The sequence below is a fragment of the Pseudomaricurvus sp. ABR4_320 genome (assembly GCF_056159445.1).
In genome coordinates this window covers 700786-724490 of the sequence record NZ_JBSWVF010000002.1, presented here as the reverse complement: position 1 = coordinate 724490, position 23705 = coordinate 700786, and the positions used below count along the sequence as shown (strand labels likewise).

Below are 23705 nucleotides of genomic sequence, written 5' to 3'. Positions count from 1 at the left end.
ACTGGCGGCTCTGTAAGCAAAATCGATCAAGAAAATACGTCCCGGGCTACCTTTGCGGTAGTCTGGGATTTTTGCCTTAACTCACTCGTTACTGTCGCAGACCAAGGATTCTGCAAGAGAAACCAGTGACGGCACTGTCAAAGTAGGCGACTGCCCCCAAGGATCAAAAACGCTTTTTTCGCTGCGGCGAACCCAGGCAGCCTTCCATCCGACATGCATTGCACCAAGGACATCAAACGGATTCCCGGACACCAACCACGTAGATTCTACTGAACTTCCCGTGGAATTCAAAAAATGCTGATAAACCACAGGGTCTGGCTTGAAACTTGAGACGGCTTCTACGCTAACCACCGATTCAAAAAATTGAGACAAACCGCTGAAATCCAGCAGCTCTCTAACAGCATCAGAACTCCCATTTGAGAAAGCAAAACAACGCATCCCATTTTGCCTGAAACTTTCCAATGCCGTTGCCGCATCGGCAAATGCGGGTAACCGTCGATATATGGCCATCAATTCAGCAATCTGATCATCGCCAACATCATAGCCAAAACTATCGACCGTATACCGTAAGGCTTGCTCAGTACAGTCAACAAAAGCCGATGAACTTTTCATTAGGCCTCGACGAAACGTGTACTCCAATTGTTTGGCGCGCCAAGCATCGGAAAATCGACTGGCATCACTGCCAATCAATGTCTGCAATTTATCGACAACACCCGCTGTATCAATCAAGGTGCCATACACATCGAAAGCCAGACAGCTGGCTGTTAAACTTTTCATAATAGGTAAGCCCGGTTAGCCGTCAAAACGCGGTAGCTATAATTTCTCTGGTGTCTGCAAGTTTGCGAGGATCGATATCTTTTCGACGAGTTGCTGGCGGCTCAGAAGCGAGCACAACTTCCAGCTCATAGTCGCTACTGACATTTCTATCGGCGGCAGCATCCTGCAAATAAATGCGAATGCTATAGGTCCCTGTCAAACGCAGCTCACCTTCAAACTGGTTGGGTCCATTACTGCCGGAAAACACTTTAAAGCCAGGTTCAGGAGCCAGCAGATAAAAACCTGCCGCAAAACTGGAGGGGTTAAAGTAAATTTGCAGATACTGGGCAGCTTTGGCGTCAAAGGTGTAATCGACGATATCCTTGCCGCTAACCACGCCGTGCAGCAATACCGTTTCTCCATCGGCGAAAGCCACTTCCCTCGAGACGATATCACCATCATCCGTCGCGGACGCTGCGCCAACGATAGAGCTGAGCAGCAATAACCAAACCGCAATATTGGCTTTAGAAGAAGTCACATGTCACCCCTGAAGACATCCGCTATCCCGACCATATCGTCCATCGCCCAGGACCTTTTGGCCAGGGCGCGGGACCGCGCAAAGCTGAAACCTTAACCCATCGATTGAACGTTCACCAGTTTATGCACGTCAGAGATGCTCGGCCTTATATTCTTCCGCCACCTTTTTCTGCTGATCAGGAGCGATAAAGCCTCTCTCACTGGCATCAGCAGCCAGGGCTGCGGTATCACCGGCAGCCAGAAAGTGAATACCCCGGGCCTTCAATTGGGACGACATCGCATGCAGTTGCTGGGTTCTCTCCACATCCAGACCTAAGTCCCGAATGTAGATCGCGCGAATTCGATCGCCATAGCGATCTGCCGCAGCCAGATAGGTTTCCGGATCTCGCTGACCACTGTCACCAATCAAAATCGCGGGTAAATCGAGGTAAGTCTCCATAACACGGTCGATCATCTGCGCCTTGTGTGCCTGAGCACGACGTGGCCAGGGGTGACGCCAACTGATGCCCCAGTCGCGCAAAAGCAAGACTGGCCCGACGGGAATATCGTGACGATTAAAGACATCCTCCAAAAGCGGATAGATACTCCACGGGCTGCGCGAAACATAGATCATAGGGTTGTGACTGCGGCCGCTGCTGCCACGATGCAAACCTTCCAGAAACGCACTCATCCCAGGAAAAGGCGCCCGATCATCGGCATCAGACACATAGAGATGCCACATCATGATTAACTTATTAGCAACACCCGTATGAACGACGGTGTCGTCGATATCACTGATAATCAGCTGATCGGCATCCCCGGACGCCTGTAGTATATGACCTTCAGCGACAGTACCATCGACTCGCGGGTTATCGTGGACCTTTCCGGCATAGGTTTGCCACAGACCGTCGACGTGAGCGCCATCCAGCGCTTTACTGCTGATAAAGTAGCCGTGATTATCCGTGGTGACCGTCCAGGTGGTCTCACCACAGCGAAGCTCGACATCAGCCTGGGGAACCGTGCGACTGACAAGTAGTTTCCAGGCATCGCGCAATCGGCGCCGCAAGCTGGCATTATCCCTGGCAGGAACCAACTGCGACGGCCGAATTAAGCGGCCGGCAACACAGACGCGCTGTGATGTGCCAAAACCACGGTAGAGAATAAGTTCAGGCCGGGTCATCGCTGACACCCGACATCCATCAAACAGGACTCAGAATACACAAACGTCATCATTAACTTTATCGGTACGAACGGATTCACCCTCTCCTGACACAGCACAGAGTCGATGGGCATAGCCGCTTATTTTGCCGGGTTGGCATGAAATAGTAAATTTATGCCGAGACGGGCCAATTACTTATCGGCCGCTGACTGTCGTTGAGAAACGGGTTCTACAGGACAAAAACACATGCAACAAGGAAGCTTATGTGTTGATAAACGACCCAATTGAGTCGTTTTTTAACGCCACAGAGGTCACGTATATAGAAGCTAGGAAGCCCGCTAAGGCCAATCAAAAAAATGTTGGGGCACCCTGCCTCCCTGCAAAATCACCCCTTCGTCAGCGAGCAAAGTTTGCTGACGCAGGTAGCGAGGATCTCCTTCGGGAAAAGCAATTTCACCACGGCGATTAACCACACGATACCAGGGCAGGCTCGATCCGTTCGGCAATTGCTTGAGTACGGACCCCACATAGCGGGCATGCCGAGGATAACCCGCCAACGCCGCGACTTGCCCATAGCTGGCAACACGCCCATATGGGATTCCCGCCACAACCTGCCAGATAATCTCCTGCAGTGTCGGTTCGGTCGACTCTGTCATGTCGCCGTGAGCGGCTCATTTTTGCCGCGCCAGAAAAACATGCTGGCCTGCTTACCAATAATCTGCAACCCATAGTGCTCATCCGCAGTTCTGCCAGCGACGCCCGCACAGACGTGCAGAGGTAACAAATGCTCCTCTCGGGGATGACAAAAACGACTGCCCGGAGCTGACTCCCAGTCACACAGCCGCTTGCGCAGATGGCCATAGGAGCCCGCAGCCGGCATGACAGTATCCTGCAACCATTGATCAAACTCCCGATTCAGGGATGCCGTTTCCGAACGGGCGGGTGCAAAAAACTCCCGCATATTATGGAAGGAAAAGCCCGACCCGATGACCATCACATTGTCATCGAGCACCGGACGCAGAGCCTCCCCGAGCTGCAAATGTTGCTCCGCATTCAAGGAACTGAGCAGCGATAGCTGCACCACGGGAATATCCGCTTGGGGATACATCAACATCAAGGGTACGAACATACCGTGATCATAACCACGACCAGAGTCAATCACCGGGTCCACGCCGAATTCACGCAAACTTTCGGCTAAGGAGGCGGCCAATGTCGGATCTCCCGCTGCCGGGTAACTCAGTTGATACGTCTCCGCAGGAAAACCGTAATAGTCATATATCAGAGTTGGGTTTTCAGATCCTGTAAGCGTCGGTTGAGACGCCTCCCAATGAGCACTACACAACAATATCTTATTTGGCCTTGGCAACTCATTGCCCAGACGTTGCAACAACGTCGCCATTTCTCCGTGCTGGGGATCTCCAAGCAGCGGCAGAGGACCGCCTCCGTGAGATAAATACAAAACACTCGCCACAATCGACCTCCGGCCAAATAGTTGTCACACATCACCACTATTCTACGTCGCCACCCTCCTCGGAGCCATCGGAACACTCTGCAAGGTTTTTACACAGATCCATTTGCACAAGCCCAATGTTATAATATAACATTTCATTATTCTGTTTATCTTCCCTTGGAGTTCTCGTGTCTCGCCCTTCCCTGCCACGCCATCTACTATGCACTTCTCTGACCGCAACGGCCTTAATATCGGCCTCTCTCGCCAATGCAGCGGTCCCAGGTCGAGTTACCGACAGCAACGGCAATCCAATTGTCGGTGCCGACATTGAAATTATCGGGAAGAATCTGATTATCAGCACTGATGACAGTGGCAATTTCCGAATAGATCTTCCTGTGGAGGAGCTCGATGAAATTCATGTCGAGGCGGCAGGATACTCCCATCAAGTGCTGCACCTTCACGGCGAAGCCGATGCGCAGGGACTGACGATCCAGTTGCAGCGGGCGGCCATAGAACAGGTCGACGTTATCGGCTTACCCCTGCACGCATCAACCATGGAGTCCGCGCAACCTATCGCCGTATTAAGTGGCGAAGAGCTTCGAGAACAGCAAGCTGACACTCTCGGGGATACACTCAAAAATGTTACCGGCGTGCACTCCAGCTACTACGGTGGCGTCAGCTCAAGTCCTGTCATCCGCGGCTTAAATGGTCCCAGAGTGCTAATTTCACAAAATGGTCTGGACGTCGGAGATGTCTCCCGTGTCGGCCCAGATCACGTTGTTTCAACAGAAACCGCCAACGCGCAACAGGTTGAAGTCCTGCGCGGTCCCGCCACACTTTTTTATGGATCGGGCGCGATCGGCGGCGTCGTCAACGTGGTCGATAATCGGGTTCCATCCAACAGCGACTTCAATGCCTCCTGGGCGGCATCACACAACAGTGTCAACGATGGTGACAATGTCTCTGCATCGGTTACCGGAGGCGGTGAACGTTTTGCGCTGCACGCCGACGGCTCCTGGCTGGATACCAACGATGTCGATATTCCCGGTGTTGCCCTATTGGAAACCGAAGAGGAACACGAAGAAGAAGGTCACGAAGAGCACCGCTCCGGCGTTTTAGAAAACAGCGCGGTGCACGATGAGGCCTTCAATGTGGGTGGCAGCTACCTGCTGGATAACGGTTACATCGGTTTGTCCTACGGCCGCCTGGATAGACGCAACGGTATTCCCGGCCACGTTCATGAACATGACGAAGAGGAGGAAGAAGAAGTTCTCGAGGAGGAAGAGGAGATCAATGTTGAATCTGATCTCAATCAGGACCGCTGGCAGCTTTTAAGTGAATTGAGCTTCGATGGCGATTTCCTGGCGGGCATCAATACGCGTCTCGGCTATACGGATTACCAGCACCGCGAGCTGGAAAATGACGAAGCAGCTACCCTCTTCGACAGTCAGACGACTCAAGTGCGCACAGACATACTGCACCAAGAATTGGGCGGTTGGCGCGGAGCCTTCTCCCTGGAACTCAAGCAAACAGACTTTGAAGCCAGCGGTGAAGAAGCCTTTACGCCCGCTTCGACCACAGACACCATCGCCGCTGCACTGGTTGAAGAGTTTCATCAAGGAGATTTGACCTGGCAGCTAGGCGCGCGCATTGAGCGGGTTGAAATAGACGCTGAAAGCTTCAGCCTTCACGAACACGAGGACGAGCTTCTCGAGGAAGAAACGGAAGAAGAAAGTGTTCCTGAGAGCATGGATTTTACCCCTATTAGCCTCTCCGCCGGCGTAGTCTGGGATTTTCACCCCCAATACAACCTGGGTCTTTCATTGACTCATGCAGAACGTGCCCCGACTGCTGCAGAGCTCTACTCGGCGGGCGCACACATTGGCACCAGCAGCTATGAGGTGGGGGCACTCTACGAATTGCATGAAGAAGATGGCGAATTACATTTGGAAAGCGCCGGCAACGCCGATGAAGAAGTCTCGAATAATATCGACGTGAGCCTACGAAAACACTCTGGCGATTTTGGATTCGTCATCAACCTCTTCTACAACCAAATTGATGATTTTTATTATCAAAGCGCCACGGCCTATACCAGCGAAGCCTTGCACAGCGAAGAAGAGGAAGAAGCCGGAGAAGAAGAACATGAGCACGAAAGCGATCTGCCCATTTATGTCTATGAACAGGCAGATGCAACACTCTACGGGCTGGAAGCGGAAGCTCACTGGCAGCTTGCTGCACCATGGCAATTAAAAGTCTGGGGAGATGCAACCCGAGGCAAACTCGATGATGGTGGAAACCTGCCCCGTATGCCACCGGTACGCCTGGGCAGCCAACTGTCTTGGGAAACGCTTAACTGGCGAGTAAGCGCTGACGTTTCCCATTATTTTGATCAAACTCGCACCGCAGCACTGGAAACGGAAACCGATGGCTATACGCTCGTTGATGCAAACGTTTCCTACACGTTTAGCGGTCGCAACAATGATGTTACCGTCTATCTGAAAGGGGAAAATCTGACCGACGAAGAAGCGCGTGTACACACCTCCTTCTTAAAAGATAAGGCGCTCCTACCCGGCCGAGGAATCATTTTCGGCGTGCGCGGATCTTTCTAACCTACAAAAACAGAAAAAAAACGCCTCTCCCGAGGCGTTTTTTGTTTTACCAGAAGCAAAGCTTTCGGATTTACCAACAAGTAAGCTGCAATGAATATTGAATGTTAATTCACTACATCGCTTTGCTTTCAGCAATAAAACTTGCTTCACGTGCAGCAACTTTCTTGGAGGGGCTTTCTTTTACATGGGTGAGGTAAAGCGGTAAACCTACTAACAGGAATCCACCCACCAAGTTTCCAAGCGCAGTCGGGATTTCATTCCAGATAAAGTAATCCACAATGGTAAAATTACCACCCATGATCATAGAAAATGGGAACAGGAACATGTTCACAATAGAATGCTCAAATCCCATAAAGAAGAAGAGCATAACCGGCATCCACATAGCCGCCATTTTGCCGGTTGCCGACGTGGAAATCATTGCTCCAACAACGCCCATTGAAACCATCCAGTTGCACAGAATGCCGCGAATAAACACAGTAAACCATCCCCCGGCGCCAGCAGCTTGGTAACCCGTAGTACGACCTTCCCCAATACTTGCGACCTTAGCGGCCAATTCTTCACCGCCCGGAGCATAACCTGTGTAACCATAGGTAAGAACAAACGACATCATAAATGCGGTGGTCAGTGCGCCAGCAAAGTTACCGATAAACACCAGCCCCCAGTTTCTCAATAAACCACTTACGGTACAGCCAGGGCGACGATCGATGATGGAGAGCGGCACAAGCGTAAACACACCCGTCAGCAAATCGAACTTCATCAAATACAACATAATGAAACCAACCGGGAAAAGCACGGCACCAACCAGTGGCGACCCGGTTTTCGTTGCGACGGTGATGGCAAAAATTGCAGCCAATCCCAAAATAGCACCGGCCATAAAGGCACGGACAAACGTGTCCTTGGTGGACATAAATATTTTTGATTCACCAGAATCGACCATCTTCGTGGCAAATTCAGAGGGCTCAAGATACGACATGGGCAATAACCTCTATTTAGGCAATAGGAATTAAGGGTGAGCGAGCAAAGAGCACACAGGTCATTTAGCACACGCCATGCCACAAAATTACACTTCTTAACCCATTGAATTTAAAGCAGTTTTCTCTCTAGCACAGAAACCATAGGTGATCTCCGCACCACTCCACCCCATTTAGTGCACTAAAGCACCAAAACAAAACACCATTAAAATCAAGAGAGCAGTTAACACGGCTAAAATCACTATCCGTGACCAATACGGCAAACACTACTCGCACCATAATGGTGACACCGGGTTTTAAGTGGTATTTTTTTAACCACCGACGCAAAGAAGCGGCGAACACGAAAAGCACTGCACCACTTTTAAGCATGCCATCACGACTCTAGCGACCAGCGACTTAAAACGAACGATCAAACCAGCTGTCCACGACAAACGTAGGAGCGAGTATCATCAATCACACCGTACGACCCAATTCCACAGAAATTCTGGAGATTTCCCCATGCAATACCGACAACTTGGCAACAGCGGCCTAATGGTTCCAGCCCTCTGCTACGGCACAGGCACCTTCGGTGGCGTTGGAGAAATGATGAGCAAATGGGGCAATACCGATGTTGCTGAAGCGAAAGAGCTGATCGATATCTGCCTCGATAAGGGCATCAATTTTTTCGATACCGCGGACGTCTATTCCGATGGACAGTCTGAACGAATTCTGGGTGAAGCCATCCGCCACCACCCTCGCGATGAATTGCTTATTTCCACAAAGGGTACGTTTACCATGGGGCAGGGCCCCAACGATAAAGGCTCTTCGCGCCACCACTTGATCAAAGCGGTAGACGCCAGCCTCAAGCGCCTGCAGACCGACTATATCGACCTGTATTTTTTACACAGCTTCGACGCGTTAACGCCACAGGAAGAAACCCTCAGCACGCTGAATGATTTGGTCACAGCGGGCAAACTGCGCTATTTCGGATGCTCTAATTTTTCTGGCTGGCAAGTCATGAAATCCCTAGCGACGTCGGAACGTTACGGCTGGAATCGGCATGTCGCTTATCAAGGCTATTATTCACTACTACACCGGGACTATGAGTGGGAGCTTATGCCTCTGGCACTCGACCAGGGACTTGGCACAATGGTATGGAGCCCCCTTGGCTGGGGACGATTGACGGGTAAATTCCGGCGCGGTCAAATGCCGGATCGCGGTCGTGTTGCTAGCGGCGGAGACGCCGGCGGCCCGGAAGTGAATGATGAGCACCTCTTCAATATTGTCGATTGTATCGATGACATCGCGGCGGAGACCGGTTACAGCGTGCCTCAGATTGCACTCAACTGGTTGCTGCAGCGCCCTTCGATCAGCAGCGTAATTGTTGGGGCTCGCAATGCCGAGCAGTTACAACACAACCTATCTGCTGTCGACATTACACTGTCAGAGGAACAACTGGAAAAACTCGACAGCGTCAGCCATCGCACCCCGACCTACCCTTATTGGCATCAACGCAACTTCGACTCACGCAACCCCAAACCCACAAAGTGGTAATGCCTTAAGAAGACGTCAGCTTATAGCGGATCGCACGCCCTCATCAGGTATGCAGGGCTTGCGACCGCCGTTAGCGCCCATGCATTCGGGTAGAGATTTCGTTAAGCTCCGCAGCCAACCTCTTGGCATCTTCTGTGACCCGCGCCGAACGCCCACCTACATAAGATCCGTCCGACTGTGGCGCCATACTCTCGACGGCGCCCTGTATTCCTAAAGCCATTCGATCCTGCTGCTCTATTTGCTCAACCAAACGATGATTGCCTACAGAGATTACAGAGATTCGCTCAGACATCTTGTCCAGCGCCTCCACGGCAGCCAGCGTTTTTTCAGCAACATCATTACTCACCGTTTGGGTGCGCCCCATACTCGTAGCTGCAGACGCAGATGCACTTTGTAACTGGCCAATGGTAGTCTGGATCTGCCCTAAAGATTCCTGAGTTTTAATGGCGAGGTGTCGAACTTCATCGGCAACCACTGAAAAGCCGCGACCGTGATCCCCTGCCCGCGCCGCTTCGATTGCCGCATTGAGTGCCAACAAATTGGTCTGTTCTGCAATACTATTAATCGCAACGGCAATGCCACCAATAGCATCAGCAAATCCAGAGAGTGTTTCCATCTCAGCAACGGCGGCATCAGCTTCTATGGACATCTGCTGCGCCTGTGCGAGTACGCTGTGCAACAGCTCACGACCGCTATCGGTTTCATCGCTAACCGTTTTCGCTTCGTCCACCGTTTGCGACGCCTGAGCACTTACCTCGTGGATAACCGCTACGAGCTCTCCGACGGAATCCGTGAGACGGTTGACCTGCTGTAGGTGTAACTGACCACCGGAGGCAGTCGTCGTTTCATTCTCGCTAAGCTCAACCGCTAATGATTGTGATCGAGACGCCAGCACCGAGATATTTCCCACCACTTGCTGGATGCGCTCTTCATATTGATCCATCACGCGAATAAGAGATTCTAGGTCTTGATAGGCCCTAGGCGCATCGGAAAACTTCGGCTCGCTGACATTCGTAAGCTGCACGACCTTTCTCTTAAGGCCATTGACCGCGTTAAAATGAACACTCAGCAACCAAAGACTCAAGACAAGCAACACCAGCATGGCCGCGATCAATGCACCGGCGAACACTGGCGCAGAAGCTGCCGCCTCGTAGTCAGGGGGGGAGAACAACGTATCGGCCTGCAACTTTGCTAACTGTTGCAAAAACCCTGTGAAGTCCTCGGCAAGTTGCCGTCGACGTTCGATAAGATCGCGATAGCTGTCGATATAACGTGCATTTACTTCCGCCGCGGTATAGCTCAAAGCCAAACCTGCCTGATCCAGATCCATCATGGGTGAAGGACCTGGCGCCTCAACCTCTTGCTCAGTCATAGAGATGACGCTGCGAATAAAATGAGTCACTTCACTCGCCAGCTGTATGTCGCTCGTCATATGCAGGAAGCGCCGCTGAATCATGTAGTTGGCATTGTTACTGGCAGTCGCACCATTAATGGTTTGAATTTCCTGAAGCGATACCGACAAGGGGTCGAGCGTTAATCGCTCAACCAATTGGGAGAGATAGAGATTAGAACGATCGATCGACGTATCGGTCGCAGATAAAAAGTCTGACTGCAGCGCTTCCAGCTCTGCCGTTAAACCGCTGATGTCTCGCGCCGCCTGCTTCAAAACATTTAATTGCCCATCACGAATCAGCGGCTCAAAAGGAACTGGCGCAGCTCGAAGAGAATCGAATTGGGTCAGCAACTCGTCTTCCCCTAGGCTACCATCAAGATAAGCACTCAAGAAACTCTGCACAGACAAAGCGTCAGCGACATAAGCTTTAATTGCAGCAACGTCTATCGAGGGCTGTTCGGGCTGTTGACGTGACGAGGATGTCGCAACCACAGCGGTTATCGCTAGAGCGGCCAGCGCCACCATCGACAGCTGCATTTTCATTTTGATGGAAGCGATCACACCCAAGGGTCCCCTAGACTTATCCAATTTAAAGCCTAGCTCAAAACACGTTACTTGCCCCGGCTGTCAATTCACTGCAAACGAATACGTCGCGCGCCTAGCCACATCAAAACAACACCAATCAACGCCACAGCTTGAGTCAAGATAACCGCATAGCGCAGAGCGTCTTCACCATAGGTCGGCGTCAAAGCATCGCTGATGAGGCCCGCGCACCAGGCTCCAGCGCCATTACCCACAAGATTTGCAAGCAACAGCAACACCGCGGAAGACAGCGCTCTAAGTCCAGACGGCATAATACGTTGAGTAATGGCAATGACCGGTGCCAACTGCATAGAAACGGCTAAGGAAGCCACGAAATAGGAGAACTTCAGAACCCAGTTATCACCCGCCAACATAAAAATGATGACGAAAACAATCATCGCTATGACGGAAAGACAGGGCAACCACAGATACCACAAGATACTGCGACGACTGAGCTTATCGGCAAGCACACCTCCCAGCAGCGTCCCGGTAACACCAGAAACCGCCAGCAAGGTGCCAGCGATAAGCCCGACTTCGGTGGAATCCATGCCATGAACCCGCATTAAGTATGCTGGCGTCCAGGTATCGTAGGCATATCCGGAAAAATTCGCCAACCCCAGCCCTGCACCATAAAACAGAAATGCGGGATGACGAATCAGCGACCGCAACCCCTCCTTGAGCGAGACATTTTCGGATGAATTCTGCTCTGCCTCATCGGCTTTATCCCCGGCAGTGATTGCAGCCGCACGCTGTCGTAAGGGTTCTCGAACCGTAAAAAAAATCAGCAACGCGAACAACGGACCAGGAATCGCAGCCAGCATTAACGCAACCCGCCAACCATAGCGATCATTCGCCCATCCCCCGAGCAATAACCCGAGGGACAAGCCTGCAATGACACCGAGCCCATAAATAGAATAGGCGGTGGCGCGTCGCTGTTCAGGAAAAGCATCGGCGATCATGGAATGGGCGGAAGGACTGCAACCGGATTCACCAACCGCCACCCCCAGGCGGGCCAACAGCAATTGCCAATAATTGCTCGCCATACCACACAACAGGGTCATGCCGCTCCATACCAGCACGCTGACACCAATAACGCCTTTGCGGCTGCGACGGTCAGCGAGGGATGCAATCGGAATACCCGCCACGGCATACACTGCTGCGAACGCAAAACCACTGAGAAATCCCAAACTGGCATCGGACAATCCCAGCTCCTGCTTGATCGGTTCCAGCAGAATGACGAGGACGTAGCGATCGATCCAATTGAAGCTGTAAATTGCCGTTAGCAACAACAACAGATACCAGGCACTCCAACTGGCACCGAAGGCGCCGGTTGTAGAAGAGCCACCAGCGCCGCGAATCATTACTCTGTCTCGACCGTTGCCGCGTACTGCTCAAAAGCAGCGACAATCTCTTCACTTTGACGTCGCGCCCCTGTCTGCATGTATTCCATCGCGGTCAGCGCAGCTTCATGCGCCTCTAGCGAAGAACCTCCGACACCATCTTCCGCGACTCGGCAAAAGTAGTCGTGTTGGTGACCATCAACAAAGGTGTAATGAATACACACATCGGTAAATCCACCGACCAGAACCAAGGTTTCAGCCTTCAGCCCTTTCAGAAGAATTTCCAGTTCCGTACCGAAAAAGCAGGAGTAACGACGCTTGCGAATAAAATGATCTTGTGGCCGCATTTTCGCTTCTTTCGCGATGGCCGTGCCGGGATCCGATTCTAGACAGTGTACATTTTCATAACCGTCCAACTCGCGTCCGAAATCCACCAAAGAGTCGCGATGGGCTTCCTGAAAGTAAACGACAGGGATCGAAGCCGCCTGCGCCGCATCAATAACCTTGATCGCGTTATTCATTTTTTCCACGTAGCCCGGCATACGAATATCGCGACCGGATCGAATGGGCGCCATGGAATCTTGCTGAATATCGATGACCAGCAACACCGGCTTGCCTTCCAATAACTGACGTACAGGTTTATCGCTCACTTAGGGCTCCTCAAACGGCATAACACGATTGCCCAACAAGCAATCACTCGAACACATGTTCTTTCTGCGAACTTTTGATCACTATACACATCTACCTTCAAAAACGCTAGCCAGTGCGATCACAGGAAATCCCTACGGATTCGAATCATCGGAATCATGCAACCAAGGCGCGAAACTCAGACCAATCAGCACACCTTCGGGGCTTAATAAGCGTGCCATTGTCTGCCCCCAAGGCTCCTGTCGAACCGGGTGAATGAATGAGTGACCAGACTCCTGCATTTCAGCAACCGCCGCCTCTACCTCAGTAACGCTCGTGAATTCAAATTCCAATGTCGTTTGGGGAATCGGTAACTCAGTCGGCCATTCGTCAACACCAAAACACGCCTGTGCTGCCGCCGTCAGAGGCCATACTCCGAAATGATGACTGCCGGGAAAACCGTGGACAAAGCGATAATCCCCCTGGGTCTTCAACGGCAAAGCCAGTGTGTTTTGGTAGAACGCAGCACTGGCGTCGGGATCTTGGGTGATAACGGCAAAACCGGCAATGGCGGATATGTTCATGGGTTGGCCTCTCCAACAATAACGAAGCCAGAATCATAGCACCGCAGCGACTCTCTAAGTGCCAGTGAATCAGAGACGTTCACCTCAACCGAACGCGTTTTTGAATTGACCAATCCGATGGCATAGATAAGCAAACCGTCCGCGAAGGGAGTATCGAAACGGCGATTTGAATACTCTCGTTCCAGCTTTTCGAAATCCGACCTGCGCGCTCTTTACGTCATCAGTAACGGAACCTGCTCCGCGAGGCTGTCAATCATCAGTCGAACACGATGGGGAAGATATTTGGTTTTCGGCCAGACAACATAGATGTCTATCGGTTTTGATCTTTGGCTGTCCGTGACCAGCGTCAGTTGCCCTGCGTCAACATAAGAAGCGCCAAGCCAATTCGGAAGCCATGCCAAGCCTCCATCCGCAATCACGGAATCCGCAACCACTTGTAAATCGTCGTAAATCTCAGTGCCCGCCGGTGTAATATCCGTCAACACACCATTTTCATCCTGGATCCTCCAGGAATAGGTGTGGGAAGAGCGTCCATAAAGTACGCCTCGGTGCTGCTGAAAATCAGCGATGGCTGTTGGAAATCCAAACTCTTTTAAATAGGCCGGAGAGGCAAACACGGCCATCCGCTGCACCGCAATCTTTTTACCGACAAGGGCCGTGGAATCGGCAAGGGTTCCAATTCGAACCGTCAGATCAAAACCTTCTGCCAAGCTATCGATCACACGATCTGAAAATTCCGCCTCTATCTGAATGTTTGGGTGCTGCCGGGCCAACGCGCGAAACACCGGGGCAATACAGTGACGACCAAACAGAACGGGGCAGTTGATTCGAACCCTCCCCTCCGGGCCGACCTGGCCATCTCGAAGCTTAGATTCCAGCGCGTCCAGATCACCGAGCATGGCCAAACAGTGTTCGTAATATAAACCGCCTTCATGGGTCAATGTCTGCTGACGGGTGGTTCGATGAAAAAGCTTCAAACCCAGACGCTGCTCCAGTCTTGCAACGGATTTTGCAACGGCCGATCGAGTCAGGTTCATGCGAAACGCGGCGGCAGAAAAACTTCCCGCATCCACAACAGCAATAAACGTAACAACACCCGTGAAGCGATCCTCCCAGGGATTTCGGCTGCTCATACCACTCTACACCTACCAAAATGATTGTCAGACCGGTCCAGTGTACCTCTTCTCGGTAAAATCGCCTATTGATTCCTATAAGTATCCAATGTGTGGATTTCAGATCGACCATGTCGACATAATGTTTACATATACTGCCCGCCATTGAGCAGCGATGATCGCCGCTCAACATTGAGCTTGCCCGATTGCAATCAACGCTCTTCCATTTTTTCAACAACACAACCTATGGCATGACGCTGAACGTTACGAGGAAAACACAATGAATTTGAGCAGAGTCCACCAAGCACCAGCGGTCAATCGAAAGCGCTACGGTGACGCCATCGTAACCATGTTGAGTGACGGCTATCTGGATGTCTCTTTCGAGTTGTTGAACGGCATTGAAGCCAACAAAGCGGAAGCCATTTTGGAACAACACGGCATAGAGCCGTTACCACGGATGAACATCAACGTCTTTGTTGTGCAGACAGCCAACCGCACGATTTTGATCGACAGTGGCGCGGGCGGTATTAACGGTTGGGGTGGACGCTTGCACGTTGCCCTGACGGCTGCGGGTATAGATCCGCTGGATATCGATACCGTACTGTTGACACATGCTCACCCGGATCACGCCGGTGGATTAGCGTCATCACTGGCGACACCGATCTTTCAAAATGTGCAAGAGCTCTACGTACACGAAAAGGAACTCGCCTTCTGGCGGAACGAGAGCATTTATTCATCCGCACCGGATGGTTTCAAACCCTTCTTTGGGTTAGCGCGAAACGCGTTTGATGCCTACGATGACAAGCTGGTGGCGTTTAAGAATGAGGACATCCTGCCCGGCATTCAGGCCGTGCCATTGTTCGGTCATACACCCGGCCACACAGGTTACCTCATTGGCGATGAAAAAGACTCACTACTCATTTGGGGAGACATCGTCCATTTCCCGCATCTGCAGATGGCCCAGCCAGAGGTGACCATCGCTTTTGACAGCGATCCAAATGAAGCCGCAGCAGTACGTGCAGCTCTATTTGACCGGGTAGCCACCGATAAACTGTCCATCAGTGGCATGCACTTTAATGTACCGGCGTCGGGCAAAGTTCATCGAGACAGGAATCAGTACGTTCTGAACTATGACGTCTGGTCTCCTGCTGTGTAAGGCCTGCCTATCACACAGGAAATCCCGCGCGCTAGGTCGACCTTGTTTAACCCACCTGAAAAGACGAGATAGAATCGAATCTGTATCAGGTGGGCACCGGAGCGGATTCGTCGATCAAGCCTTTGGTTTTCAACGTCTGCCAAAATTCTGAGGGAATCGCTACCGACATAGAGGCAACATTTTCAACGATTTGCTGTGGTTGTCGGGCACCAGGAATGATACACGAAACCGTTGATGGCGCTGCAGCAAACTGCAGTGCAGCCGTACGTAGATCAACCTCGTAATCGGCTGCAACCGCTGTCAAAGCGGCTCTTTTTTCGAGCATTCCAGCGGGGATTTTTTTACCGTAATTGAAACGATCTCTACCGGCGAGAAAACCATTGTTTAAAGGACTGCCCACCATAATAGACACACCGCGGGCATCACACGCAGGAAACAATTTTTCCACCGACGGGGAATGATCCGCCAACGAATACTGACAAGCCGCGAGGAAGATATCGGGGTCAGCCCGTTCAAGGGCCTCCAGAATAGGAGGCAAGGTGTTCACCCCTAATCCCCAGGCCTTTATCAGCCCCTCTTCCCGCATTTTCGTCAGTTCGGGCATCGCCCCCTTAGCCGCCTGCTCCATATACGACATCCAGTCGTCCTTGATATCGCCGTTATCGGGCGACAGATCATGGATATACACAATATCGAGAGAACCGACACCCAATCGCTGCAGACTATCTTCCACCGAACGCCGTGCCGCTGCAGCGGAATAATCGTAGGTGTAGGCGAACGAATCCGGATTGGCCCACCCGGTCTTCGGCGGTGAATCCGTCGCGGTGAGAATACGCCCCACCTTGGTAGACAGCACAAACTCTTGCCGTGGTTTGTTGTGCAGCAACTCCCCGAAACGACGCTCGCTCAACCCCAGCCCATACCAGGGAGAGGTATCGTACAAACGAACCTGTTCTTCCCAGGCGTTTTCCAAAATCTCTTCGGCAATATCATCCGTGACAGCCAATCCGCTCGAACCACCAATTGGCGCCCCGCCCAAACCAAAACGAAAAGGCGGGCGATAACGACCACCGGCGGTTTTTGTGCTGTCATTCTGCGGCAACGATTGTCCCAGAGCGATTCCCGGCAGCAAACTGGCGCCAGCCAGTCCCAAAGACAAGGTGGCACCTTTAGAGACTAAAGATCGGCGAGAGATATCATTCTTCATTGGGTAACTCCGTATCACTTGAAAAAGGTATGGGTTCGCCGCAACCCGGAATGCATCCCCGCCGCAGTCGATCAGAAATGCGGTCAGACGATATCGTCAACAACGCCACCATCCACTCGCAAGGCTGCCCCGCTGGTCGCGGAGGCCTGCTGAGAGCAGACATAAACCACCATATTAGCCACTTCTTCGACGGTCGTCGGGCGATCAAGTACCGACGAAGGACGATTCTCTCGCACGAATTCGCGCCCGAGCTCTTCCAGGTCGCGCCCAGCATCAAGCTCTTCGGCAAACATGGCTTTAAATCCATCGGAAAACGTTGGGCCTGGCAGGACACTGTTTACCGTAACGCCACTCCCAGTCACGCGCTTGGCAAGGCCACGGGCAAGAGACAGCAACGCGGTTTTTGAAACGCCGTAATGGATCATGTCCGCAGGAATGTTGCGAGCGGATTCGGAGGAAATAAACACGACCCGCCCCCAGTGTTGCTCGATCATCGCGGGCAAATATGCTCGCGATAAGCGGACACCTGACATGACATTGGTCGCCCAATAGTTATCCCAAAGCGCGTCATCCGCCTCGAAAAAATCTTTGGGACCGTAGATACCGGCATTGTTGACCAAGATATCAACCTTGGGGAAACGACCGATCAGATCGCGGCAATCTTCTGGCTTCGAGAGATCCCCTTGTGCAGCACTCACAGTGATATCGGGAAATTTGGTTCGCAGCTCGTCGCAGATGGTGTTCAGCGAGGATTCAGACCGCCCATTCACGATGACATTAGCCTTGGCTGTGGCCAGCCCTCGGGCAATTCCGTAGCCGATGCCGCCGGTGGATGCTGTGACAAGCGCTGTTTTTCCGGTGAGATCAATTTGCATAGAAACCTCTGTTTTGCGAGATTCGGACATCATGGTATGTCGTCCGAACGGTGGGTGAAATAGAGAAAATCCGCATTCAGATTTTCCAAAGGGTTAACAATGAATTCCCTCGACGACCTACCCGGACTCCGAGTTTTTGAACGTGTTGTAAATCACGGCAGCCTCACAGCCGCCGCTGCCGAACTTGGCTTGTCTACCGCGGCTGCCAGCAAGCGTCTGTCCGCCCTCGAACGCAAAATTGGCAGCCAGCTGATTCACCGCAATACACGCAGTTTGTCGGTATCCCACGAGGGTAAACTGTTGTATGGGCATGTCGCCCGTATTCTCGAAGAATTGGAACGCGCCCAAAGCGCACTTTCCGGCCGCCAAGGCCAGCTGAGCGGTGAACTGCGCATCACTGCACCCAACAGCTTGGGGCGCCGCCTGCTGGTGCCAATCCTCGCACGATTTCTCGACGTCCATCCGCAAATTCGTATCAACTTACATCTCAGTGATGCCATCGAAGATCTGATCAGCGGAAACTTTGACGTAGCTGTGCGCTACGGTGAACTGCCCGACTCCCGGCTGGTCGCGCGCCGACTTCTTGCCAACCAGCGCATACTCTGTGCGTCACCCGACTACCTACGCTCACGACCAACGTTGCAAACCCCAGAGGATTTGCGGCAACACAAATGCTTGCTTATCGGCAATTCACCCCGCTTAGACTGGCAGTTTGCTGGCGTCAACTTGCCCATTGCCGCAGCCGTGGTCTGCAATGACGGCGAGGCCGTCCACGCCATGGCCTTGGCCGGAATGGGAATCGCCTTAAAGTCAGCCTGGGATGTCGCCGAAGATTTAGCATCCGGTCGACTCAAGCAGGTGCTTCCCCATTGTGAAACGCCACCCGCGCCGGTGAACGCCGTCTTCCCTGTCAATCGCTATATGGCACCTCGACTAAGAGCCTTCATCGATTTTCTGGTGGAAGAATTTCAGCGACAAGAGCAGAGTCCCAAGATAGCGCCCTTGCCGATCGCTGCCGCCAATGGTTAAGCCGTCGAATCGCCTATCGCTACCGCGGTTTGTCTGAATTGCTCAAGGATAAAGGGCCAACCCACATCGGCAGCCAAAGCATCGCAATAGGCTTGCGCGCCTGAACCGTGACGCGAAAAGCCTTCGTGCACAAGATGTACGAGCGTTTCATTGTCGAGGATTGAAATAAACTGCACATGCACACAACTGCACAATTTTGGATCTGGCTCGGGAACCCGGTTTGGATTGATATGCCAGAGAAACGACAATTGATGACCAGGTTCAACCTGTACGACAGTCCCCCAATCCAGCCGAAAGCCCGCCGGACCTATCTCATAGCATTTGCCCCCGACAAAAGGCTCGATAACGAAGTTCTCCAACTTCGACAGAGACCAGGAATAGTCTTTTGGCCACCATTGCGCGATGCCATCGACAAACAGAGTGAAGGAAGAACCCGCGCTGAGTGGTAAGATGATATCCAGCTCTACCGTGTCGGATGTCACAAAGATCGCCTCCTCTCTTTTTATGGTGATCTACCCAAAACCCGATAGAACCGAGATTTAGGTCACAACCTGCATATGTCGAACAGTCCCGCATCGGAAATAATGAATACGGTGAACCTGTGTAAACCACATTCGCTGATTTATTGCAGCCGCGAACCGCTGCCCGCACTGTCGCAACTCGCTGATGACAGCGTCTCGGTAAATTTCCTACGCCACCCGCAAGAACTGAGTTCACAAGGCCGCGCAGACTTGGGGATGATTTTCGATTTCGTTGAGCACTTTCCACAACAGACGGGCATAGAGCTGCTTGCCAGGTTGCGCAACCTCCATTGCAGCAGCCTGTGGCTGCTCCTTCCGGAAACCGACGAATGGCCACTGAATCTCGTTTTAAGCCTAGGTTTTCGTCGCCAGAATAGGTTTCTTCACCAAAACACAAGGATGACCAGCTTTGGCTATGACATCGCCTCTTACAACCGCAAGCGGGATTGGAATTCGCCGAAACATTGGGCGAATCCGGAAAATTGGAACAAATACCGCTGGTAACGCCGCAGGTTGAACTTTAGTCCAGATACAGACAGGTGACACACTTTCCCCACAAGAGCTGTGCTACCATGTTTTTCGCGCCAATGATTCCTGTGACGGAATCTGTTTTTTGCGTTTTTAGGTTGTTGCAGCGGTATGAAAGAAACGGAAAGCTTGAGCCAGTTAGTTGCCCGGCTAAATCAAAACTTACTTGAACAAAACTCACTGATTACCCCAGAGGGCAATCAGAACCTGGAATTGGTCAGTCAAATCAATTCAGAAGTCCACCAACTTCTTGATCAGCTGCAGGAGAGTCAAGAGCAACTCCAGGAACTGCGATTGCTGATGGACCATTCAGGAGCCGCCATTTGGAGCTGGAACCTTATCGATGGTGTCGTCGCCGTAAACCGGCAATGGGCCTACCTCTTAGGCCACAGCAGCGATGAGGACACCACCTTAGATGAAGAAGAGTGGTCCAGTCTGTTTCACCCCGACGACCGCAAGCGCCTGGAAAATCGTTACGATTCGATTCGCCGCGGTACAGCCACAGCGTTTCATCTAGAGTTGCGGTTGCGGCACTGGCAGGGACATTGGATTTGGGTAACCCATCGCGGACAGGTTGTCGAATGGAATTCTCTTGGCGATCCGACTCGAATCATTGGAAAACACACCGACATTACACCATTAAAACAGGTTCAATTAGAACTGACTCGCCAGAGAAACCTACTGGAACAAAGAGCCAGACGCCTGTCGGAGACCAATCAAAAATTAAACAGCATCAGTAAAATCGACCCACTCACGCAGATTGCCAACCGGCGCGCATACGAAGAGCAAATAAGCCGTTCGGTGAATCTTGCCAGACGGTCATATCTCCCTCTATCCATGGTTTTATTGGATATCGATTATTTCAAACAATATAACGATCACTACGGGCATGACGCCGGTGACCGAGTACTTCAGCAATGTGCTCGCCTGCTGCAAGCAGCCTTACCCCGTTCTCAAGATTTTGTCGCGAGATTCGGAGGTGAAGAGTTCGTATTTGTTCTTCCCAACACCCGCTACAGGGGTGCCGAAGAAGTGGCAGAACGCCTATGTCAGGCATTGCGACAGGCGGAACTTCCCCATGCCAAATCAGCCATTTCGGAACACATTACTGTCAGCGCCGGATTTACGACTTTGACCGGCCCCAACCTCACTGAAGCTCGGTTGCTCAAGCAGGCCGACAGAGCCCTCTACCTCGCCAAAGGTAACGGTAGAAATCAAACCGCCGGTTTTACAGGGCAGGAAAATCTTCAAGAGAACCCGAGCTCCACGCCCAAATTGGGCTTTGGAACCTCTGATTAACGTTCTCTTGCAGCCAGATCATTAACAAAATATTTCCGAGGGCCGGTGAAGGCCCTGATGTCAGATGCTCTTGCCCATCATTCGACGCAAGGTGCCATCTTTATCGATGATGTGATGTTTAAAGGCTCCGACGATATGGAGAATGACCGCCGCGATCATCAGATAACCCAACCAATGGTGTATAAAGGCGCCCAGCTGATCGATTGTCGGATAGTAAGCGACCAGTTTATCCTCGGCGTCTCGGTTCGCGGCAACCAGTTCGAGTCCGGCAACCGAAACACCATACCCCCCGGCAGCCGAATGCATAAATCCGCTGATCGGCATCAGAACAGTGCCTATAATCAGTACCCAGTGGACGACATGGGAGAGCGAATGCTCCCAGGCCTGATACTGCCCTGCTGGCGTGGGCCATCCGTTTTTCAGGCGCCAAAAAACTCTGACCAGAACGATAAAAAAGATCAAGACGCCAATGGACTTATGCCACCCGTACATCCAAAAGGAACGAGTCTCGACCATCACAACGCCGACCGCCAGCAGACCAATCATGGTCAAACCGACAACCCAGTGCAGGGCAATGGTCATGTGACTGAATTTATTGGGTGAATCTAAGGCCATACAAAAATTTCCTACGGTTTTGCAGCCAGACCGAGACAATCCCTCTACGGGGCCTGTTCCCTGGTAAGGCCGGATGCGCTGCTGAATCAACGTGTTTAGAATCACAACAAAACACGCCGGGAGCCCCAGGGGCTACCCGGAATACTATGATAGTTAAGGAAGCTTCACTGAACCTGAAAACTCGCTAATCGTGAGCTATGGTTTTGTCCGTAAACAGATAGTCCTTTAGCTCACCATCGAACTTGGGATCTTTACGGCGAATCCACTCCAGCACCATGGCCGCATGCTCTTTTTCTTCGTCGCGATTGTGTTTCAAGATTGCCGCCAATTCTTTATCTTTGCAGGCGTCAATTCGCTGGTTGTACCAGTCGACTGCCTCCAGCTCTTCCATCAGCGATACAATCGCTCGATGCATGTCTCGAGTTTCATCGGACAGTTCAGCGATAGGTTCATGATAGCCTTCACTTGCCATATTCGTCTCCTATAATCGGCCTGGGCTCGAGGACAACCGGTTTATCATCCTCAATATCAATCCAGCATCACTTTGCTGCCATTCATTCTCATTTACAGGTGTGGCAGCGTCTTTTGTATGCCGGACTCTCACAGTATATATCGCCTAAGGAGCGACCACTATGACAGCAGTCTACACACGATTGTTCAGAATCAAGACATCGCCGTAATTTCAATTTCGACCAAGGCCGCGGGCACACCGAGAGCATTCACCCCGAGTAGCGTCCCGACATGTCGACATTGCCGTTGCTTTAACTGCGCAACCAAATAATCGTGATGGGCCAGCATCTGGGGCATATCCGTCGTGAACATATTCAAGCGCACGATGTTGGCAAATGTCATATTCGCTTCATGAAGAATGCTATCCAAATTCGATAAAATCTGGTCAAGCTGTCGCGGCATACTCCCATCACCCACGAATTGTCCCTGTTCATCCGTGGCAATTTGTCCTGCGACAAATAAAATATTTTCCGCGCCTGCTATCTTGTTCCCGTGAACGAAGCCCAACTTTTCCTGCCATTGCCAGGGATTAATGATTGTACGTTTCATAATATTGATGCTTCGTGCCCTCGGGTTTTATGGATTATATTGTTCAATTTACAACCTACACTGACATGAATCTGCAAAACATGTCAGCATTGATGATGAAATACGGCGTACCAAAAATGGTTGCACTTTGGAGCACAAAGATCTCCTCCAACCAATAAGCAGCATGCTGTCGTAACAACATGATCGGGCAGCGTCATACATTTATGTCAATCCTTAGCGAGAACATTGGATATGGAAAACCAACCGCCAATTTCATTAGGCCAAGGCGATGCCACCTATCAGGCAGCAGGACGGATTGAGGGGATTACGCGGCTTGTTGACGCTTTTTATGACGCCATGGACACCCTTCCTTCTGCGTCAGAATTAAGGGCAATGCACGCTGCGGATTTGACAGAGTCCCGGGACAAGCTCACCTGTTTTTTAAGTGGCTGGATGGGTGGGCCAAAACTGTACCGCGAGCGCTATGGTCCCATTCAAATACCGGTCGCCCACAAGCATCTTCCTGTGACAGCAGCCAGCCGGGACGCCTGGCTGCATTGTATGGAGGTTGCGCTTGGTCAATGCGGCTATGCTGATGACTTTCGCGACTATCTGCTTAAAAAACTGGCGATACCCGCGGAAAGCATTCGGCTGATGTGCGAAAAATAGACAACAGCCCCTGGATCCTGCGCAAAACGGAAGACCCGAAGAAAGGAAAGAGGTAAGCTGTCACATAGTACTGTCCAGTCGAAAAGATGATTGCACCCAGCAGTACGTAATGACAATCTCCTGAACAGCGAGTGAT

The 23705-nt window shown here is 51.8% G+C and carries 24 protein-coding genes; 7 read left to right on the top strand and 17 right to left on the bottom strand.

Going from position 1 to position 23705, the window contains the following annotated elements:
- Positions 1–81: 81 nt before the first annotated feature.
- From ACXAFR_RS06335 to ACXAFR_RS06315, 5 genes are all read right to left on the bottom strand, one after another.
- On the bottom strand, positions 82–777 hold the full coding sequence (locus ACXAFR_RS06335) for a haloacid dehalogenase type II (RefSeq protein WP_475173901.1): 696 nt from the start codon (positions 775–777) through the stop codon (positions 82–84).
- Positions 778–799: 22 nt separating this feature from the next.
- Complete coding sequence (locus ACXAFR_RS06330; protein ID WP_475173900.1) at positions 800–1294, bottom strand: hypothetical protein; 495 nt, start codon at positions 1292–1294, stop codon at positions 800–802.
- A 129-nt stretch (positions 1295–1423) separates the two neighbouring features.
- Complete coding sequence (locus ACXAFR_RS06325) at positions 1424–2452, bottom strand: App1 family protein (RefSeq protein ID WP_475173898.1); 1029 nt, start codon at positions 2450–2452, stop codon at positions 1424–1426.
- Positions 2453–2769: 317 nt separating this feature from the next.
- Complete coding sequence (locus tag ACXAFR_RS06320; RefSeq protein WP_475173896.1) at positions 2770–3087, bottom strand: MGMT family protein; 318 nt, start codon at positions 3085–3087, stop codon at positions 2770–2772.
- Entirely contained in the window at positions 3084–3902 is an 819-nt protein-coding gene (locus ACXAFR_RS06315; RefSeq protein WP_475173891.1) for a DODA-type extradiol aromatic ring-opening family dioxygenase, read from the bottom strand. Before ACXAFR_RS06315 ends, ACXAFR_RS06320 begins: the two co-directional genes overlap by 4 nt.
- 167 nt (positions 3903–4069) lie before the next feature.
- On the opposite strand from ACXAFR_RS06315, the gene ACXAFR_RS06310 reads away from it, so the two are divergent.
- Complete coding sequence (locus ACXAFR_RS06310; RefSeq protein ID WP_475173886.1) at positions 4070–6490, top strand: TonB-dependent receptor; 2421 nt, start codon at positions 4070–4072, stop codon at positions 6488–6490.
- A gap of 112 nt (positions 6491–6602) precedes the next feature.
- Here ACXAFR_RS06310 and ACXAFR_RS06305 read toward each other — a convergent pair whose 3' ends face one another.
- Positions 6603–7463: a formate/nitrite transporter family protein gene (locus ACXAFR_RS06305; RefSeq protein ID WP_475173885.1), complete on the bottom strand. Its 861-nt coding sequence runs from the start codon at positions 7461–7463 to the stop codon at positions 6603–6605.
- Between the two features lie 496 nt (positions 7464–7959).
- On the opposite strand from ACXAFR_RS06305, the gene ACXAFR_RS06300 reads away from it, so the two are divergent.
- Entirely contained in the window at positions 7960–8994 is a 1035-nt protein-coding gene (locus tag ACXAFR_RS06300; protein ID WP_475173883.1) for an aldo/keto reductase, read from the top strand.
- 70 nt (positions 8995–9064) lie between these two features.
- On the opposite strand, the gene ACXAFR_RS06295 is transcribed toward ACXAFR_RS06300, so the two are convergent.
- The 5 genes from ACXAFR_RS06295 to ACXAFR_RS06275 form a co-directional block, all read right to left on the bottom strand.
- Positions 9065–10948 (bottom strand): methyl-accepting chemotaxis protein, encoded by a 1884-nt coding sequence (locus ACXAFR_RS06295; protein WP_475173878.1) that lies wholly within the window; start codon positions 10946–10948, stop codon positions 9065–9067.
- A 71-nt stretch (positions 10949–11019) separates the two neighbouring features.
- Positions 11020–12330, bottom strand: coding sequence for a spinster family MFS transporter (locus ACXAFR_RS06290; RefSeq protein ID WP_475173873.1), 1311 nt, complete (start codon positions 12328–12330; stop codon positions 11020–11022).
- Entirely contained in the window at positions 12330–12959 is a 630-nt protein-coding gene (locus tag ACXAFR_RS06285) for a cysteine hydrolase family protein (protein ID WP_475173870.1), read from the bottom strand. The genes ACXAFR_RS06290 and ACXAFR_RS06285 overlap by 1 nt, the downstream gene beginning before the upstream one ends.
- A gap of 132 nt (positions 12960–13091) precedes the next feature.
- Complete coding sequence (locus ACXAFR_RS06280) at positions 13092–13520, bottom strand: VOC family protein (RefSeq protein WP_475173867.1); 429 nt, start codon at positions 13518–13520, stop codon at positions 13092–13094.
- 212 nt (positions 13521–13732) lie between these two features.
- Positions 13733–14653: a LysR family transcriptional regulator gene (locus ACXAFR_RS06275; RefSeq protein ID WP_475173864.1), complete on the bottom strand. Its 921-nt coding sequence runs from the start codon at positions 14651–14653 to the stop codon at positions 13733–13735.
- A gap of 259 nt (positions 14654–14912) precedes the next feature.
- Here ACXAFR_RS06275 and ACXAFR_RS06270 point away from each other — a divergent pair, with 259 nt between their 5' ends.
- The gene (locus tag ACXAFR_RS06270) at positions 14913–15788 is read left to right on the top strand and encodes an MBL fold metallo-hydrolase (RefSeq protein ID WP_475173862.1); all 876 of its coding nucleotides are present in this window, start codon (positions 14913–14915) and stop codon (positions 15786–15788) included.
- A gap of 85 nt (positions 15789–15873) precedes the next feature.
- Here ACXAFR_RS06270 and ACXAFR_RS06265 read toward each other — a convergent pair whose 3' ends face one another.
- Both ACXAFR_RS06265 and ACXAFR_RS06260 read right to left on the bottom strand, forming a co-directional pair.
- Positions 15874–16995 carry an aldo/keto reductase gene (locus tag ACXAFR_RS06265; RefSeq protein WP_475173859.1) on the bottom strand — a complete coding sequence of 374 codons (1122 nt, stop codon included), beginning with the start codon at positions 16993–16995 and terminating at the stop codon, positions 15874–15876.
- 83 nt (positions 16996–17078) lie between these two features.
- Complete coding sequence (locus ACXAFR_RS06260; RefSeq protein WP_475173854.1) at positions 17079–17903, bottom strand: SDR family NAD(P)-dependent oxidoreductase; 825 nt, start codon at positions 17901–17903, stop codon at positions 17079–17081.
- 66 nt (positions 17904–17969) lie between these two features.
- On the opposite strand from ACXAFR_RS06260, the gene ACXAFR_RS06255 reads away from it, so the two are divergent.
- Positions 17970–18899, top strand: coding sequence for a LysR substrate-binding domain-containing protein (locus ACXAFR_RS06255; protein WP_475173851.1), 930 nt, complete (start codon positions 17970–17972; stop codon positions 18897–18899).
- On the opposite strand, the gene ACXAFR_RS06250 is transcribed toward ACXAFR_RS06255, so the two are convergent.
- A complete protein-coding gene (locus ACXAFR_RS06250) occupies positions 18896–19381 on the bottom strand; it encodes an SRPBCC domain-containing protein (RefSeq protein ID WP_475173849.1) in 486 nt (161 codons plus the stop codon). The two genes, ACXAFR_RS06255 and ACXAFR_RS06250, sit on opposite strands and share 4 nt — an antisense overlap.
- Before the next feature lie 75 nt (positions 19382–19456).
- On the opposite strand from ACXAFR_RS06250, the gene ACXAFR_RS06245 reads away from it, so the two are divergent.
- Together ACXAFR_RS06245 and ACXAFR_RS06240 are read left to right on the top strand one after the other, a co-directional pair.
- Complete coding sequence (locus tag ACXAFR_RS06245) at positions 19457–19924, top strand: DUF6231 family protein (RefSeq protein ID WP_475173843.1); 468 nt, start codon at positions 19457–19459, stop codon at positions 19922–19924.
- A gap of 135 nt (positions 19925–20059) precedes the next feature.
- Entirely contained in the window at positions 20060–21247 is a 1188-nt protein-coding gene (locus ACXAFR_RS06240) for a GGDEF domain-containing protein (RefSeq protein WP_475173840.1), read from the top strand.
- A gap of 60 nt (positions 21248–21307) precedes the next feature.
- On the opposite strand, the gene ACXAFR_RS06235 is transcribed toward ACXAFR_RS06240, so the two are convergent.
- From ACXAFR_RS06235 to ACXAFR_RS06225, 3 genes are all read right to left on the bottom strand, one after another.
- A complete protein-coding gene (locus ACXAFR_RS06235) occupies positions 21308–21862 on the bottom strand; it encodes a cytochrome b (RefSeq protein WP_475173835.1) in 555 nt (184 codons plus the stop codon).
- A gap of 184 nt (positions 21863–22046) precedes the next feature.
- The gene (locus ACXAFR_RS06230) at positions 22047–22334 is read right to left on the bottom strand and encodes an encapsulin-associated ferritin-like protein (protein WP_475173833.1); all 288 of its coding nucleotides are present in this window, start codon (positions 22332–22334) and stop codon (positions 22047–22049) included.
- Positions 22335–22525: 191 nt separating this feature from the next.
- Entirely contained in the window at positions 22526–22921 is a 396-nt protein-coding gene (locus ACXAFR_RS06225; protein ID WP_475173829.1) for a RidA family protein, read from the bottom strand.
- Positions 22922–23152: 231 nt separating this feature from the next.
- On the opposite strand from ACXAFR_RS06225, the gene ACXAFR_RS06220 reads away from it, so the two are divergent.
- Positions 23153–23569, top strand: coding sequence for a group II truncated hemoglobin (locus ACXAFR_RS06220; RefSeq protein WP_475173827.1), 417 nt, complete (start codon positions 23153–23155; stop codon positions 23567–23569).
- The last annotated feature ends 136 nt before the right edge of the window (positions 23570–23705 follow it).

Excerpts from the sequence above, each read along its gene's own strand:
- ACXAFR_RS06230 (WP_475173833.1), bottom strand. The coding sequence starts at position 22,334 with ATGGCAAGTGAAGGCTATCATGAACCTATCGCTGAACTGTCCGATGAA.
- ACXAFR_RS06305 (WP_475173885.1), bottom strand. The coding sequence starts at position 7,463 with ATGTCGTATCTTGAGCCCTCTGAATTTGCCACGAAGATGGTCGATTCT.
- ACXAFR_RS06320 (WP_475173896.1), bottom strand. The coding sequence starts at position 3,087 with ATGACAGAGTCGACCGAACCGACACTGCAGGAGATTATCTGGCAGGTT.
- ACXAFR_RS06270 (WP_475173862.1), top strand. The coding sequence starts at position 14,913 with ATGAATTTGAGCAGAGTCCACCAAGCACCAGCGGTCAATCGAAAGCGC.
- ACXAFR_RS06290 (WP_475173873.1), bottom strand. The coding sequence starts at position 12,330 with ATGATTCGCGGCGCTGGTGGCTCTTCTACAACCGGCGCCTTCGGTGCC.
- ACXAFR_RS06280 (WP_475173867.1), bottom strand. The coding sequence starts at position 13,520 with ATGAACATATCCGCCATTGCCGGTTTTGCCGTTATCACCCAAGATCCC.
- ACXAFR_RS06265 (WP_475173859.1), bottom strand. The coding sequence starts at position 16,995 with ATGAAGAATGATATCTCTCGCCGATCTTTAGTCTCTAAAGGTGCCACC.
- ACXAFR_RS06260 (WP_475173854.1), bottom strand. The coding sequence starts at position 17,903 with ATGATGTCCGAATCTCGCAAAACAGAGGTTTCTATGCAAATTGATCTC.
- ACXAFR_RS06245 (WP_475173843.1), top strand. The coding sequence starts at position 19,457 with ATGTCGAACAGTCCCGCATCGGAAATAATGAATACGGTGAACCTGTGT.
- ACXAFR_RS06225 (WP_475173829.1), bottom strand. The coding sequence starts at position 22,921 with ATGAAACGTACAATCATTAATCCCTGGCAATGGCAGGAAAAGTTGGGC.
- ACXAFR_RS06240 (WP_475173840.1), top strand. The coding sequence starts at position 20,060 with ATGAAAGAAACGGAAAGCTTGAGCCAGTTAGTTGCCCGGCTAAATCAA.
- ACXAFR_RS06275 (WP_475173864.1), bottom strand. The coding sequence starts at position 14,653 with ATGAGCAGCCGAAATCCCTGGGAGGATCGCTTCACGGGTGTTGTTACG.
- ACXAFR_RS06255 (WP_475173851.1), top strand. The coding sequence starts at position 17,970 with ATGAATTCCCTCGACGACCTACCCGGACTCCGAGTTTTTGAACGTGTT.
- ACXAFR_RS06335 (WP_475173901.1), bottom strand. The coding sequence starts at position 777 with ATGAAAAGTTTAACAGCCAGCTGTCTGGCTTTCGATGTGTATGGCACC.
- ACXAFR_RS06220 (WP_475173827.1), top strand. The coding sequence starts at position 23,153 with ATGGAAAACCAACCGCCAATTTCATTAGGCCAAGGCGATGCCACCTAT.
- ACXAFR_RS06235 (WP_475173835.1), bottom strand. The coding sequence starts at position 21,862 with ATGGCCTTAGATTCACCCAATAAATTCAGTCACATGACCATTGCCCTG.
- ACXAFR_RS06325 (WP_475173898.1), bottom strand. The coding sequence starts at position 2,452 with ATGACCCGGCCTGAACTTATTCTCTACCGTGGTTTTGGCACATCACAG.
- ACXAFR_RS06300 (WP_475173883.1), top strand. The coding sequence starts at position 7,960 with ATGCAATACCGACAACTTGGCAACAGCGGCCTAATGGTTCCAGCCCTC.